The 13,555-nt window shown below is 68.9% G+C and carries 19 protein-coding genes and 1 tRNA gene; 8 read left to right on the top strand and 12 right to left on the bottom strand.

Annotation, left to right across the window (positions count from 1 at the left end; genetic code table 11):
- Positions 1–6 precede the first annotated feature (6 nt).
- Genes ACFPUZ_RS05000 through ACFPUZ_RS04990 form a run of 3 tightly spaced genes read left to right on the top strand, consistent with a single transcriptional unit; the run spans position 7 to position 1,523 of the window.
- The gene (locus ACFPUZ_RS05000; RefSeq protein WP_377000489.1) at positions 7–453 is read left to right on the top strand and encodes a methylated-DNA--[protein]-cysteine S-methyltransferase; all 447 of its coding nucleotides are present in this window, start codon (positions 7–9) and stop codon (positions 451–453) included.
- Positions 454–477: 24 nt separating this feature from the next.
- Positions 478–1,074, top strand: coding sequence for a DNA-3-methyladenine glycosylase I (locus tag ACFPUZ_RS04995; protein ID WP_377000487.1), 597 nt, complete (start codon positions 478–480; stop codon positions 1,072–1,074).
- On the top strand, positions 1,074–1,523 hold the full coding sequence (locus ACFPUZ_RS04990; RefSeq protein WP_377000485.1) for an SgcJ/EcaC family oxidoreductase: 450 nt from the start codon (positions 1,074–1,076) through the stop codon (positions 1,521–1,523). The genes ACFPUZ_RS04995 and ACFPUZ_RS04990 overlap by 1 nt, the downstream gene beginning before the upstream one ends.
- Here ACFPUZ_RS04990 and ACFPUZ_RS04985 read toward each other — a convergent pair.
- Positions 1,477–2,340 carry a CPBP family intramembrane glutamic endopeptidase gene (locus tag ACFPUZ_RS04985; RefSeq protein ID WP_377000483.1) on the bottom strand — a complete coding sequence of 288 codons (864 nt, stop codon included), beginning with the start codon at positions 2,338–2,340 and terminating at the stop codon, positions 1,477–1,479. The genes ACFPUZ_RS04990 and ACFPUZ_RS04985 overlap by 47 nt on opposite strands.
- Positions 2,341–2,413: 73 nt before the next feature.
- On the opposite strand from ACFPUZ_RS04985, the gene ACFPUZ_RS04980 reads away from it, so the two are divergent.
- Complete coding sequence (locus tag ACFPUZ_RS04980) at positions 2,414–2,947, top strand: PadR family transcriptional regulator (RefSeq protein ID WP_377000481.1); 534 nt, start codon at positions 2,414–2,416, stop codon at positions 2,945–2,947.
- 10 nt (positions 2,948–2,957) lie between these two features.
- Here ACFPUZ_RS04980 and ACFPUZ_RS04975 read toward each other — a convergent pair whose 3' ends face one another.
- The 3 genes from ACFPUZ_RS04975 to ACFPUZ_RS04965 form a co-directional block, all read right to left on the bottom strand.
- A complete protein-coding gene (locus ACFPUZ_RS04975) occupies positions 2,958–3,116 on the bottom strand; it encodes a hypothetical protein (RefSeq protein ID WP_377000479.1) in 159 nt (52 codons plus the stop codon).
- A gap of 96 nt (positions 3,117–3,212) precedes the next feature.
- Positions 3,213–3,285 (bottom strand) — tRNA-Ala (locus ACFPUZ_RS04970).
- A gap of 59 nt (positions 3,286–3,344) precedes the next feature.
- Positions 3,345–4,109 carry a hypothetical protein gene (locus ACFPUZ_RS04965; protein ID WP_377000477.1) on the bottom strand — a complete coding sequence of 255 codons (765 nt, stop codon included), beginning with the start codon at positions 4,107–4,109 and terminating at the stop codon, positions 3,345–3,347.
- 79 nt (positions 4,110–4,188) lie between these two features.
- Between ACFPUZ_RS04965 and ACFPUZ_RS04960 the strand changes: the two genes are divergently transcribed.
- On the top strand, positions 4,189–4,659 hold the full coding sequence (locus ACFPUZ_RS04960; protein WP_377000475.1) for a hypothetical protein: 471 nt from the start codon (positions 4,189–4,191) through the stop codon (positions 4,657–4,659).
- Here the strand turns inward: ACFPUZ_RS04960 and ACFPUZ_RS04955 are convergent.
- The 5 genes from ACFPUZ_RS04955 to ACFPUZ_RS04935 form a co-directional block, all read right to left on the bottom strand.
- Positions 4,649–5,416 carry a hypothetical protein gene (locus tag ACFPUZ_RS04955; protein ID WP_377000473.1) on the bottom strand — a complete coding sequence of 256 codons (768 nt, stop codon included), beginning with the start codon at positions 5,414–5,416 and terminating at the stop codon, positions 4,649–4,651. The two genes, ACFPUZ_RS04960 and ACFPUZ_RS04955, sit on opposite strands and share 11 nt — an antisense overlap.
- A 146-nt stretch (positions 5,417–5,562) precedes the next feature.
- Positions 5,563–6,678, bottom strand: coding sequence for a divisome protein SepX/GlpR (gene sepX, locus ACFPUZ_RS04950; RefSeq protein WP_377000471.1), 1,116 nt, complete (start codon positions 6,676–6,678; stop codon positions 5,563–5,565).
- Positions 6,679–6,768: 90 nt separating this feature from the next.
- Complete coding sequence (locus ACFPUZ_RS04945; RefSeq protein ID WP_377000469.1) at positions 6,769–7,461, bottom strand: GNAT family N-acetyltransferase; 693 nt, start codon at positions 7,459–7,461, stop codon at positions 6,769–6,771.
- Positions 7,462–7,465: 4 nt separating this feature from the next.
- Positions 7,466–8,740, bottom strand: coding sequence for a molybdotransferase-like divisome protein Glp (gene glp / locus ACFPUZ_RS04940; RefSeq protein WP_377000467.1), 1,275 nt, complete (start codon positions 8,738–8,740; stop codon positions 7,466–7,468).
- A gap of 30 nt (positions 8,741–8,770) precedes the next feature.
- Entirely contained in the window at positions 8,771–9,727 is a 957-nt protein-coding gene (locus ACFPUZ_RS04935) for a UTP--glucose-1-phosphate uridylyltransferase (protein ID WP_377000465.1), read from the bottom strand.
- Between the two features lie 37 nt (positions 9,728–9,764).
- Between ACFPUZ_RS04935 and ACFPUZ_RS04930 the strand changes: the two genes are divergently transcribed.
- The 3 genes from ACFPUZ_RS04930 to mscL all read left to right on the top strand — a co-directional run bounded on the left by ACFPUZ_RS04930 (position 9,765) and on the right by mscL (position 11,503).
- Complete coding sequence (locus ACFPUZ_RS04930; protein ID WP_377000463.1) at positions 9,765–10,358, top strand: 5-formyltetrahydrofolate cyclo-ligase; 594 nt, start codon at positions 9,765–9,767, stop codon at positions 10,356–10,358.
- Between the two features lie 48 nt (positions 10,359–10,406).
- Complete coding sequence (locus ACFPUZ_RS04925) at positions 10,407–11,033, top strand: SAF domain-containing protein (RefSeq protein WP_377000461.1); 627 nt, start codon at positions 10,407–10,409, stop codon at positions 11,031–11,033.
- Between the two features lie 62 nt (positions 11,034–11,095).
- Positions 11,096–11,503, top strand: coding sequence for a large conductance mechanosensitive channel protein MscL (gene mscL, locus ACFPUZ_RS04920; RefSeq protein WP_377000459.1), 408 nt, complete (start codon positions 11,096–11,098; stop codon positions 11,501–11,503).
- Here the strand turns inward: mscL and ACFPUZ_RS04915 are convergent.
- From ACFPUZ_RS04915 to ACFPUZ_RS04905, 3 genes are read right to left on the bottom strand one after another with little or no spacing between them, the layout of a single operon-like run.
- Positions 11,497–11,697 (bottom strand): hypothetical protein, encoded by a 201-nt coding sequence (locus ACFPUZ_RS04915; RefSeq protein WP_377000457.1) that lies wholly within the window; start codon positions 11,695–11,697, stop codon positions 11,497–11,499. The two genes, mscL and ACFPUZ_RS04915, sit on opposite strands and share 7 nt — an antisense overlap.
- Positions 11,690–12,280: a MogA/MoaB family molybdenum cofactor biosynthesis protein gene (locus ACFPUZ_RS04910; protein ID WP_377000944.1), complete on the bottom strand. Its 591-nt coding sequence runs from the start codon at positions 12,278–12,280 to the stop codon at positions 11,690–11,692. Before ACFPUZ_RS04910 ends, ACFPUZ_RS04915 begins: the two co-directional genes overlap by 8 nt.
- A gap of 42 nt (positions 12,281–12,322) precedes the next feature.
- Positions 12,323–13,522: a S1C family serine protease gene (locus ACFPUZ_RS04905; RefSeq protein ID WP_377000455.1), complete on the bottom strand. Its 1,200-nt coding sequence runs from the start codon at positions 13,520–13,522 to the stop codon at positions 12,323–12,325.
- Between the last annotated feature and the right edge of the window lie 33 nt (positions 13,523–13,555).

The raw sequence follows: 13,555 nt of genomic DNA, 5'->3' as shown, positions 1-13,555 counted from the left end.
ACCCTCATGCTCCTCGAGACACCCATCGGCCCGCTGTCGCTGCGCGCCTCCGAGCGCGGCCTCGTCTCGATCGACTTCGGCGGCACGGCCGTGCCCGAGACGCCGTTGCTTATCGACGTCGCCACCCAGCTCACCGAGTACTTCGCCGGTCACCGCGTGCTTTTCGACGTCCCGCTCGACCTCGACGACACCGGTTTCCGAGGGCAGGCCCAGGCGGCGCTGAGTGACATCCCCTTCGGGGAGACGGCCTCGTATTCCGAGCTCGCCGCCCTGTGCGGCAACCCCCGGGCCGTGCGCGCCGTGGGCTCGGCCTGCGCCAGCAACCCGGTGCCCATCATCCGCCCCTGCCACCGCGTCCTGCGGGCCGACGGGTCCCTCGGCGGTTACCGCGGCGGCCTGAAGGCCAAGGAATGGCTGCTCGCGCACGAAAAGCGTCTGCGCGGGAACCTCTGAGTGGTTTTCGGAGTCCAATAGGGCATGACTGACACCGACCTCATCATCGGCTCCGACGGCCGCGCCCGTCCTGCGTGGGCCGCCGGCACCGACCTGCTCCGCCACTACTACGACACCGAATGGGGCATGCCCGTCCGCGACGAACAGGGCCTGTTCGAACGCCTCTCGCTCGAGGCCTTCCAGGCCGGGCTGTCCTGGGAGCTTGTCCTGCGCAAGCGCGCCGGCTTTCGCGCCGCCTTCGCTGATTTCGACCCGGAGCGGGTGGCGGGATTCGGGGAACGGGAGGTGGAGGAGCTTCTGGAAAACCGCGAGATCATCCGCAACCGGCGCAAGATCGCGGCGGTGATCCGCAACGCCCGCGCAGTGCTCGACCTGCGGGAAGACGGCGGACTGGCCGACCTCATCTGGTCGCACCAGCCGGCCACGAACCTGGCGCCACGCACGCTGGCCGAGATCCCCAGCCGCTCCCCCGAATCCGAGGCCCTGTCGAAGGCGCTGAAGAAGGCCGGGTTCACCTTCGTCGGGCCGGTCATGTGCTTCGCGCTCATGGAGGCCATCGGCATGGTGGACACCCACCTTCTCGAATCTCATCGCCGCGGGACATCGGGAGTGTGGGCGTAATGCTGGATCGACCCGAGGCCGTCGTCAGCGGGTGGGAGGACGCCTGGAACCGGGCGGACGCCGACGCCCTGGCCGCACTGTTCGCGGAGGACGCCGACTTTGTCAACGTCGTCGGGCTGTGGTGGCACAAGCGCTCGGACATCCGCCGGGCCCACACCTACGGCTTCGAGCGGATCTTCCCCGGCTCACGCATCACGATGGAGACGCCCCGCGTGCGCCTGCTCGGCAGCGCGGCGGCCGTCGTGCACAGCCGGTGGCACCTCGTGGGTCAGGTCTCGCCCGAGGGGGAACCAGCCGGACAGCGCGACGGGGTGTTCACCTTCGTCCTGGAGAAGCGGCCTGCCGGGTGGATCACCGTGGCCGCCCAGAACACCGATATCGCGGCGGGCGCGGAGACGCACCTCAACTCCGCGTCGGGGCAACGGAGCGTCCACTACCGGCGGAAGTGAGCGCCCGGGCGCGCCGCCGGTGGCGCAGCCAGAGGCCGATCCCGAGGTAGGCCAGTCCGGGGATGATCCCGACCACCGGGGAGATCAGCCAGGTCCGGGTAGGGATGAGGGTGAGGTGGGCGTCGAGAAGCAGGGGGTTGACGAAGGCGTCCTCGACGGCGTGCATGAGCACCACGGTCCAGATCGTGCCGGAGGCGCGATAGACCTCGGTGTACAGCACTGACCAGGGGATCATGACGGCGATGGCAGAGAGCGCGAAGGCCCAGGGTGGGACATCGAGGATGGCGCGCATGTCGGATTCGGGGAGGAAGAACAGGTAGTAGGGCAGGTGCCACAGCCCCCAGACGAGCGCACCGCCGAGGTAGATCGCGGGATCCGACCAACGCCGGGCGAGGAATTCACCGGTGAAATAGCCGCGCCACACCGCCTCCTCGAAGACGTTCTTCAGCAGCGCCCCCGCCAGCGCGGCCCCCAGGGCGCCGAGGAGCGCGGGCATCCGCAGCCCGTCCAGGCTCCCCCACCCGAGGGCATGGCCCAAAATGCCGCTGGCGACGGTGACGGCCGGGAACGCGGCAGCGGCGAAAAGATACCAGCGCCAGGCGGTGCGGAAGTGGGGTCGCCAGCCGCCGGAGGATCGGGCGCCGCCGGCGAGCCGGGTGGCGATCACCGCGATGAGGGGCGTGCTGATCCAGATGAGTGTGCCGGGCGAGTCCATGCTGTGCTCGATGCCGAGCAGGGTGTTCACGCCCGCGCCGATCCAGCCGCTGGCGAGTGTCAGTCCGGTGACCGCTGTCAGCCACCTGTTGGGTGTGCTCATGGCGCCTCCTTGGCTCTACTAGATATATCTAGTAGACATGTCTTTGAGAGTCAAGGGTTGCTAGGGTGAGGGCATGGCCTTCGTGATCCTCGGACTCCTGCACCTGCGCGCGATGAGCATGTACGACCTCGTCAAAGCCTTCGACCAGGGCATCTCGCTCTTCTACTCGGCCAGCACGGGCAGCATCAAGCGCGCGCTCGACGGACTGCTGGCCAAGGGGCACATCGCCATCGACGAGATCCAGCCCGGCGCCCGCGGCCGCAAGACCTACGCGATCACCGAGGCCGGCCGCAGCGCCTTCCAAACCTGGATGCACGCCCCGCTCACCGAAACCGACATCGAGGCCGCCGCACTCCCCCGCCTGTACCTCCTCGGACTCCTCCCCGCCGCGGAGCGGCCCGCCATCCTCAGCGCCATGCGCGAACGCGTCGCGCGCGACCTGGCCACACTGGAGAACCTCGCGACCGCGGTGGATGCCACGCCCGTTGCCCCCGAACTTGCCGACGTCGCCCACTTCGGCCGCGCCACGCTCGACTACGGCATCACCTCCCACCGGGCGGGCCTCGAGTGGTTCAGCGCGCTCCTGGATTCCGAAGGCACCGGTTAGAGCTGCACGTTCACTGCTCGTCGAGTGTTGCCAGGATGCCCTCGACGATCCGCGCACGCCCGGCCTCGGTGAGAACCGCCTGCGCGGTACTCTCGTGCGCCCAGTAGCAGTCGGCGGCCAACCGCGCCAGCATCATGCTCCGCGGCGTGTCCGCCCACGGGGACCTCACTGTTGAGGCTGAGGTTGATGTCGAGCCTGAGGACTTAACGATCAGGAACTAAGGACGAAAAGAGCCCCTGCCAGCGAGAACTGGCAGGGTCCTTCGTGGAGCTAAGGGGAATCGAACCCCTGACCTTCGCATTGCGAACGCGACGCTCTACCAACTGAGCTATAGCCCCGCATGTTCCGGAGTGGAACTGATATGCACGTTACTCCCCCCTGTCGGCCGCGTCGAACATCAGCGGATGAGTTTCTCGTCGATGGTGTGCAGCGAGAAGGAGAACTGGGTGTCGTCCTCGGGCAGGTAGAAGACCTCCAGCTGGCTGCCGACTGCGAGCTGCGGGAGCACCGAGGGAAGGAGGAAGCTCACTTTGCTGCGGTCGACGAGAGCTCCGCCGAGGCCGGGAAAGCGGACGGTCGTTTCCAGTCCGGTGTGGCCGTGCCGAATCTCGCCGGTCGAGGTGACAGCCATGATGACACCGGTGGTCTTGATCCCACGGGCGTGGATCTCGGGGCCGCGGGGGTCCGCCAGGCCCATGAGCACCCGCTGGCGGTCGAACATCTCCTGGACCTCGCCCATACGATCGGCCGGCACCGGCAGCAGCTTGTCCGGCCGTTCCGGCTCATAGGCGACGGGCAAGAGCGTGCCCTTGGTCAGCGCGGGAACCTCATGTTCGGCGATGAGCGTCTTCAATACGCCGGTGAACTCCCGCTCACCGACACCCAGCACCCGCAGGGTGATTCGGTACTGCGGCATCTCGTTGACCGACAGGCCGGTCTGCTCGAGTTTCTCGATACTGCCCACGCCCAGTCGCGCATTCGGCGAGAGTGTCGCCGCGATTCCGCGGGCCACAGCCATCAAGAGCAGACCTCCCACCGCCGGAAAGGCACCGACGAGGGCGAACAACGTCTGCCCGGACAGCACGTAAATGGCGGAGGCGAACACCAGTCCGAGGCCGATGAGGAGGACTCCAACGACGGTGAGAATCATCTTGAGGTTCATGGAAACATGATCCCCCACAGGGCCCATTCCCGCTCTGTGTACGACCCACCTTCTCCCCCGGAATCCGAAAGTCGGTGCTATGCCCTCCCCCTTCTCTCCGGCCGTGCTCGCTCAGGTTGCCCGCCTCGGCGGTACCTGGCATGACGTTCCCGTCGACGCGCCCGCCCTCACCCGGGTGCAGGCGGTGAGTTTCCCGCATCCCCTCATGAGTGTCGACGACCCGGACACCCACGAGTGGCAGGCCGGGGACATCGTCTACCAGTGGGAGGAGGGCCTCGGGGTGGATTTCCCGGCCGTCGATCTCGCGGCCGGCCAGGAGCTGGCGGTGGCGCTCCAGAGGTTCCGGGATCTGGTCGCCGATCCGCGTGCCTCCCGCGCCGTGCTGCTCACCTACAGCGAGGGCTACCCCAACTACCACTTCATCAACGCCGATGACCCCCGGCCGGAGGACCCATCTGTATGGGCCACCGATCACGAGGGCTTCTTCCTCCACATGGAGGGTGTCGCTCCGTCGCTGAGCTCCTGGCTCAGTCAGAAGCTCAGCGAGTGATGTTCTCGTCGATGGTGGAGATCTCGAAGGAGAAGCGGGTGTCGTCTTCAGGCAGGTAGAACACCGTGACCTGGCGCCCGACGGTGAGTTGCGAGAGCAGTGCGGGGCTGAGGAAGCTCACCTTGCTCCGCTCCACGAGAGCGCCGGAGCTGGTCGGGAACTTGAGCGTGATCTCCAGCCCGGTGTGCCCGTGGCGGATCTCCCCGGTCGGGGTGACCGCCATGATGACACCGGTGGTGGACAGGCCGCGGGCGTGGATCTCCGAGCCCTGCGGATCGGCCAGCCCCATGTGTACCCGCTGGCGGTCGATGAGATCCTGCGCCTCCGGCATCCTGTCAGCTGGAACTTCGATGAGGGCCTGCGGCTTGGACGGTTCATAAGCGACCGGCAGCATGGTGCCCTTGGGCAGGGCGGCCAGCTCGTGCGGCGGGATGAACATCTTCAGCTGGCCGGTGAACTCCTGCAGGTCCGCGCCGCGGACCCGGAGCGTGATGCGGTACTGCGGGGTGTCATTGATGCTCATGCCGGTCGGCTCCAGCTTCTCGACGGTGCCGATTCCCAGCAGCGCCGTGGCTGACAAGGTGCGGGGCGCAAGGCTTCGGGCGGTACTGAGGGTGACCAGGCCGGCGAAGGCGGGCGCCAGACCGGTGAGAGCGAGGAGGGGCATTCCGGACTGCGTGTAGGCCACGAGGGAGGTGACGATTCCGGTGCCGATGAGAATGACGCCGACTGCGGTGAGTATGTTTCTGAGGTTCATGAGCACAGCATCCATCACCCCGTGGGCTACCGCTCACGAGTTTGTGGCACCGTCTCCCGCCGGCGACGCGGCCCTGAGCCCACGCCCTACAGAAACGAGAAGGCACGCTTCCCCACCGGGGTCAGCGTGCCATACTGCGCGAAAAATCAGCCCGCGCGACGGTCGTCGGAGAAGCGCTCCGGGCGGCGGAAGGGGCGCGGCGCCGGGACAGTCTCCTCCTCGAAGCGGGACTCGATGATGGGGAGGTCATCGAAGTCGGGGGACTCGTCGTCACGCTCGAGGATGACGGCACCCGGGCGACGCAGGTGGCTGGGGATGGCCAGCTCCTCATCGGCGGCGCTGAGTACACCCAGTCGGGCGCGGCGCAGCTGGCGGATGCGGCGGTTGCGCAGTGCCTGCTCCTCGCGCACCTGGGTGCGCAGGGCCACGAGGTAGAGAACGGTGGCCGCGGCGACCACCCCGGCCAGCAGCCAGGTCCAGCCGCCGACGACGAAGGCCAGGATGCCGGTGAGCACCACGGCGCCCGCCAGTCCGAGGAGAGTGCGCTGGCGACGCTGATAACGGGAGGTGGAGGTCTCGGCGTCGGCCACCGGATCCCACCCGCCGCGGGCAGCACGGTGCTCGGCGAACTCGATCTCCTCCTCGGAGAGGTCATCGGAAAAGTCCTGGTCAGCGGCGTCTGAGTCCGCAGCTGCGGACTCCGCAGCGTCCGCCGACTCCGCATCATCGATCACCTGCACCACGGAATCCACCGAGTCCGGGTACATGAGGTCGGAGGGGGAGGTGTAGGTGTCGTCGTAGGCGTAGGTCGCCTCCTCGTCCCACTCGTCCCAGTCGTCGACCTCGGCGGTCACGACATCGCCGGCATCGGAAGCCTCCGTAACTTCGGAAACGTCCGCCGCCTCGAGCTCGTGGACGACCGCCCCCTCGACGACCTCCGCCTGCTCATCGCGGCGCGTGAACAGTCCCCGGAAGGAGCGGGTGGAGCGCGGCGCATCATCGTCGATGTCGTCGATGAGGACCTCGTCGACGTCGATAAGCTCGAGATCCTCGTCGACGACGGACACGGGGCGGACGTCGGCGGGGCTCAGGCGCGGGCGGCGGCGGGCGGGTAAATCACCGGTGCCACCCTGGTGGATGACGCGGGTGTCGTCGAAGGCCTCTCCGGCCTTGCGGATCGGCTTCTGCCCACGCATCAGCAGCGGGGCGAGCACGAACAGCCACACCACGATGATCAGGACGATGATCAGGCTACTGGACACGTGTCGTGCACCTTCCTCAGGAGGGGACGGGGATTCGTGTCAAGACTATCGGCGGGGAATCCCCCTGCCGCCCTGCCACGCCGTGGCGGTTCAGCGCAATCGTCCGGCGCGGCGGAGACGCTCCTCGCAGGACAGATGATGGTCGTCGATGTTCTGGGCCACGAAGTGGTGGTCCCGCCAGCGGCCGTCGATGTGCAGGTTGGAGCGCAGGTAGCCCTCTTCGCGGAAGCCGTTGGCCTGGAGGACTCGGCCGGAGGCGGGGTTGTCGGGGAGGTAGGTGGCGGTGACACGGTGGAGGCCGATGCGTCGGAAGGCATGGTCGGTGCCGAGGGCGCAGGCGGCGGTGGCCACTCCCCTGCCCTGCGCGGCGGAGAATACCCAGTAGCCGATCCAGCAGTCGGAGACGCTGCCGTGCTGGATGGTGCCCAGGGTGACCTGCCCGACGAAGCGTCCCTCGAGTTCGATGACCAGGGGGACCACCTGCCCCTGGCGGGCGGCTTCGCGGATGCCGCTGAAGAAGTTCCACCAGGCGGACTGTGTGTGCGCGGCCGCCCAGCCGTCGTGGGCGGTGGGTTCGACGGGGCGGAGGTGGGGTTCGTCGAGAAGCCGCTGTTCCCGCCAGTCGCGGGCGTCGCGGCTGGTCAACGGGCGCAGGCGCAGACGCCCGCCGTCCGCCAGGCGGACGTGGGGGGTGGATTCCGGCCAGCCGGGGTGTATGACGTCCCGGGTGCCGCGCGCGGGCTGGTGGAAGGAGCGGGCCGCCCATCCGAAGGGGTCGAACACGTCCCTAAGTGCCCTGGGCGAGGAACATGACGTCGACGATGTCGCCGGGGCGGATCTCCGTGGCCTCCTCGGGCACGCGGATGAGCGCGTTGGCCTCCGCAAGCCCGGCCAGCAGGTGCGCGGGAGCTCCCGTCGCCGCGCCGATGCCTTCCACCAGGTAGTCGAAGGTCTCGGCGTCGCGCATGAGGCGGGCACGGATGTAGCCCTGCCTTCCCTCCCGCGAGGCGATGTGGTTGAGCGCCCGGGCGCGGACCACCCGGCGCGCGGTGTTGCGCTTGCCCAGGGAGGTGCGGATGAGCGGGCGCACGAGCACCTCGAAGGTGACCAGCGCGGAGACGGGGTTGCTCGGCAGCAGGAACACGGGGATGCGTTCCTCGCCGAGCAGGCCGAAGCCCTGGACGGAGCCGGGGTGCATGGCCACCCGCGCGGTGTCGATCTCGCCCAGCTCCTCGAGCACGGAGCGGAACATCTCCGAGCTCTGGCCGCCGACGGCGCCGGAGATGACGATGACCTCGCTGCGCTGGATCTGCCCCTCGACGATCTCGCGGAGGCGGCGCGGCTCCCCGACGGCGATGCCCACGCGGTGGACCTCCGCGCCTGCCTCCCGCCCGGCGGCGGCGAGGGCATAGGAGTTGACGTCGTAGATCTGCCCCAGTCCCGGCTCGCGGTCGATGTCGACGAGCTCGCGCCCGACGGAGATCACCGAGAGGCGCGGGCGCGGGTAGACGAGCACCTTGGATCGGCCCACCGCGGCCAGCAGTCCGATCTGGGCGGGGCCGAGGATGGAGCCGGCGGTGACGGCGACGTCGCCGGGCTGGATGTCATCACCGGTGCGGCGGACGAAGTCGCCCGAGCGGACGACGCGCTGGGCGGTGACGCGACGGCGGCCGCGGTCGGTCCACTCGAGGGGGAGGACGGCGTCGGCAAGCGTGGGCAGCGGGGCGCCGGTGTGCACGCGCACCGCCTGCTTCGGCTGCAGGCGCAGGGGCTGCTGGGAGCCGGCGGCGACCTCACCGACCACCGGCAGGGAGCGCTCCACCGCCTCGACGGGGGCGTCCGGGTCCGGGACCGGCGCGCCGAGCCCCTTCTCCCCGCCGACGTCGACGGCGCGGACCGCATAACCGTCGATGGCGGCCTGCGGGAAGCCGGGCAGCGCGCGGGTCGCCTGGACCTCCTCGGCGCACATCAGGCCGAGGGCGTCGGCGATTGCGATACGGACCGGTTCCGGGGTGACCGCGGCATCGGTGACCAGCGCGAGCTGGTGCTCAACGGAACGCACTGCTGACTCCTTGGGGTGGCCGGAGAGGGATCAGTCCTGCTCGGCGGCGCCGGAACGGCCCGCCTCATGCTCGGCGAGGATCTCGGTGATGGCCCGCTTGAGGGCGGGACCGTACTTCGGGTGCGCCAGACCGAAGTCGACGCAGGCCGGGATGTAGCCGGCCGGGTTGCCCAGATCGTGACGCTTGCCCTGGTGGACGACGATGTGGACGGGGTGGCCTTCGCGGATCATCAGCTCGATGGCGTCGGTGAGCTGGATTTCTCCGCCCTTGCCGGGCTTGATGCGCTTGAGGGCGGCGAAGATCCCGCGGTCGAGGAGGTAGCGGCCGGTGGCGACGAAGGTCGAGGGGGCCTCCTCCGGCTCCGGCTTCTCCACCATGCCGATAACCCGCTTGACGGTCTCCGCATCCTGGGAGCAGTCCGCCGGGATCTCCTCTACGTCGAAGACGCCGTAGTTGAACACGTCCTCCAACGGCACGTCGACGGCACACAGCACGGAGCCGCCGAGTTCCGCGCGGACGGCGGCCATCTTCTCCAGGACCCCCATGGGGAGCACGAGGTCGTCGGGAAGCATGACGGCGACGACATCCTCGTCGTCGTCGAGAACGCTCTCCGCGAGGCCGACGGCATGGCCCAGCCCCAGGGGCTTGGCCTGCTCGACGGCGACGGGGCTCATCAGCTTGGCGGCGCGCTGCACCTTCTCCACCTGCTCGGTCTTGCCGCGCTCGGCGAGGGTCTCCACCAGGTTGGGGAACTGCTCGAAGTGCCGCAGCACCTCCTGCTTGTTGGGGGCGACGATGACGGCGAGACGCGAGGCCCCGAGGGCGTTGGCCTCCTCGGCGATCAGCTCGATGCCCGGGGTGTCCACCACCGGGAGCAGCTCTTTCGGAACCGTCTTGGTCGCGGGCAGGAAACGGGTTCCCATGCCGGCCGCCGGGACGATGACGGTCTTGACCCCGTGCGGATGGTCGGTGGATGACAAGCTCATAACGCACCACCCTACCCCGCAGGGTTACGCTGAGGGCATGGACATCCGGGAGAAGAAGTCACAACTCAGGGCGCGGATGACTCAGGCCCGCCGCGACATGTCGCCGGAACAGGCCCGCAGCGAGGACGCGGCCATCATCGCGCACACGGCGGCGCTGCTGCGCTCCCTCACTCCGGTCGAAACGTCCGTCGCGGCCTACTCGCCGCTGCCCGGCGAGCCCGGCGGACCGCTGCTTCTCGACGCCCTCCACGGCGAGGCCTCCTCTCTCCTCCTGCCCGTCTCCCTCCCGGGTGGCCGCCTTGACTGGGCCCGCTACCAGGGCCGACTCGCGCTCACCCCGGGGGTCCTCGGTATCGCGGAGCCGACCGGGGAGCGCCTGGGGGCGGACGCCCTCGAGAGCTGCCGCCTCATCCTCATCCCCGCCCTGGGCGTGTCCCCGGAGGGCGTGCGACTGGGTAAGGGCGGCGGCTTCTATGACCGCGCGCTCGCCCGCTTCGCCGACGCAGCGGACCCGCCCCGGACCGCGGTTCTCCTCTACAACGGCGAGATCCGCGACGACATCCCCGCCGAGGAGCACGACATGCCCGTTTCCATGGCAATCACCCCCGCCGGGGTACGCCACTTCGACTGATTTCCCGGTCCCGGGAACCGTCCGGGGGCGCGGGCAGTCCAATACTGTATGACTGCCGTCCCCTCCTTCCTGTCCTCGCTCCGCACCCCGGGTTGGCGGCGCGCCGTGCTCCTGCGCCGGGGCCTTGCCGCGGTCCTGCTGTGCGCCGCGTTGGCCAGCGCGCTGCACGATGTCGGCGCCGGCGCCTCCCGCGCGCTCGTCTTCTCCCGCCCCGTCGCCGCCGGGGAGCAGATCTCGCGTGACGACGTCGCCCTGGTCCCCGTCCCCGATTCCCTCCTGCCCTCCTCCGCGCTGGTCGATCCCACGGCCGTCGAGGGCCGGATTCTGGCGGTGGAGGCGGTGGCGGGAGAGGTGCTCACCACGACGAGACTGGTGGGTACGGACCTCAGCGAGGCCCTTGTGGGAGAAGTCACGACAATTGTCCCGGTGAGACTTGCGGAACCGGAAGTACTGCCGATGCTGCGCCACGGGGACACCGTCACGGTGCTGAGCAGAGAGTCCGAACGGGCAGAACCAGACGTCATAGCCACAGGTGGGCGGGTGATTCTGGTGGATACCCGGGAGTCCCCCGGCACCCTCCTCCTCGGCCTCCCGGAGGAACCCGCCCATGCCGTGGCTGCTGCGTCCCTGATCAGTCCCCTGACGGTGGTTCTGGCCTCTCCACTCCCGAAATGACCGCGCATGGTCTACAGTTTGGTCGATCCTGAAAACTCTCAGACTTAATCGGAAGGACCACCATGCTTCAGGGCTTCAAGGAATTCATCATGCGCGGCAACGTCATCGACCTGGCAGTCGCCGTGGTCATCGGCGGCGCTTTCACTGCCATCGTCACCGCTTTCTCCGATAACCTCATCAACCCGCTCATCGCGGCCCTGGGTGGCGCGGACGTCTCCGGCCTCGGCTTCCACGTCGTCTCCGGCAACGAGGCCACCTTCCTCGACTTCGGCGCCGTCATCACCGCCGCCATCAACTTCCTGCTCATCGCTGCGGTCGTGTACTTCGTCATCGTCGCCCCGGTGAACAAGCTCAACGAGATCGCCGCCGCCAAGCGCGGTATCCCGCAGGACGAGGAAGACCCGCAGCCGACCGACGTCGAGCTGCTCACTGAGATCCGCGACCTGCTCCAGCGCCCCGCGACTCAGTAGTGGGGAGGGCGCTGCTCGCGCCAGAACTCCTCCGCGGACAGTGATTCCTCGGCCTCCGGGTCGAGAATGACCTCCCGCTCCTCATCCACCGCCCGGACCTCCCCGAACAGGGAGTCCGGGCGGTCGGCGTTCCGGTCGATGTCGGGGGCATCGGAGAGCCGGACCACCCGGCGGCGTGGCCGTCGACTACTCAACGCTGTACTTCTGCAACTGGTCGATGACGTGGTGGACCAGCGGGGTGAGCGTGGCCATGCCGTCCCGGACCGCGATGCGGGAGGCGGCGAGGTTGACCACCACCGTGGAGCCCGAGACCCCTGAGATGCCCCGCGAGGTGCAGGCGTCGACCGCCCCACACGCCAGACCCGAGGATCGGATGGCCTGCGCGATACCCGGGACCAGCTGATCCAGCACCGCCCGGGTGGCCTCCGGGGTGCGGTCGCGCGGGCCGACGCCCGTGCCGCCCACGGTGAGCACCAGATCCACTCCCCCGATGACGGCCGTCTCGATGGCCTGCCGGATCTGGTTCTTCTTCGACCGCACGGAGATGACCGCGTCGACGGCGAAGCCGGCCTCGACGAGCAGCTCCGTCACCAGGCGGTCCGTGTCCTCCCCCGAGCCGAGCACGTGATCCGCCACCAGCACCACGAGCGCCCGGCGGCGGGCCGGCGGAGTGTTCTCGTTCTCCGTGGCGATCAGGAAGGCCGCATCCGGCTCGACGACATCCAGCAGTGCCGACGTGCGCGGGGGCTCATCTACGGTGTGCACGGTGTTCTCCATCCTCAGAGGGTCTGACATTGTTTTCTGTTTATTGCTCAAAATCTACTCTGTGGTCAGCGTAACCTCTACCTCTCGTGTCTGCCCCGTATCCGGCTGAAGAACTTCGAGGGTGACCACCTGTCCGAATTCCAGGGAGCGGATGGTGGCCACGAGAGCGTCCGAGTTGTCGATGATCCGCTCATCCACCCGGCGCACGACATCGCCGGACTGCAGCCCGGCCTCCTCCGCGGGGCTGCCCGGCTCCACCGAGGCGACGAGCGCCCCGTGGACGTCGGAACGCCCGGCCACCTGGACTCCGATCCGGGGATGCGTCGCCTGGCCGGTGGTGATGAGCTGATCGGCCACGCGCTTGGCGAAGTTCGCCGGGATGGCGAAGCCCAGGCCGATCGACCCGGCCTCTCCGCCGGAGCTCATGGAGGCGATGACCGAGTTCATGCCCACGATGCGCCCCGACATGTCCACCAGGGGACCGCCCGAGTTGCCGGGGTTGATGGCGGCGTCGGTCTGGATGGCGTCGATAAGCGAGGACTCCCCGCCGCCGTCGGAGGCCCGCACGGGGCGATTGAGGGCGGACACGATGCCGGAGGTCACGGTGGAGCTGAGCCCCAGCGGCGAGCCGATGGCGACGACCTCCTGGCCGACGCGCAGGGCCTCGGAATCCCCGAAACCGATGACCGGCAGGTCGGAGACGTCCCGGATCTTCACCACCGCGATGTCGGTCGGGGCATCGGAGGCGACGTAATCGGCCGGCAGGGTCCGACCGTCGTTGAGGGTGACCTCGATCTGCCCTGCTCCGCCATCGGCCCCGTTGACCACGTGGTGGTTGGTGAGGACATAACCGTCGGAGGAGATGATCGAGCCCGAGCCCTCGCCCGCCCCCAGGCGGGTGGCCACCTGGATGGACACGACCGTCGGCAGGACCTCCGCGGCCACCGACTCCACCCCGCCGGGCAGCGCCTCCGGCGGGGCGGCGCTCGGCTCCCGCAGGGAATTGACCGTCTCCCCCGTCGACCCGCTGCCTGAATTCGCCGCGACGATCCCGACGATGGAACCCGCCGCGACAGACCCGACGAGCATGAGCGCCAGCGCCGTCCCCAGCCCCACGGAGCGCTTGCGCGGCGGTTCCTGCGCCGGCGGAGCCTCGGCCGCCTGCGGCGCCTCCCACTGGTAGGGGGAGGTCACCGGCTCATAGCCGGGGACCGAGGCACCCGGCGCGGACTTGTCTTCATTCATGCCGGTCATTGTGCTCTCCTGCTCTGAACCGATCCTGCGGCA

Source organism: Corynebacterium nasicanis (genome assembly GCF_042658165.1).
In the GTDB taxonomy this organism is placed as follows: domain Bacteria; phylum Actinomycetota; class Actinomycetes; order Mycobacteriales; family Mycobacteriaceae; genus Corynebacterium; species Corynebacterium nasicanis.
Note: the sequence above shows the minus strand (reverse complement) of the source record. Positions and strands in the feature narration are given on the sequence as shown.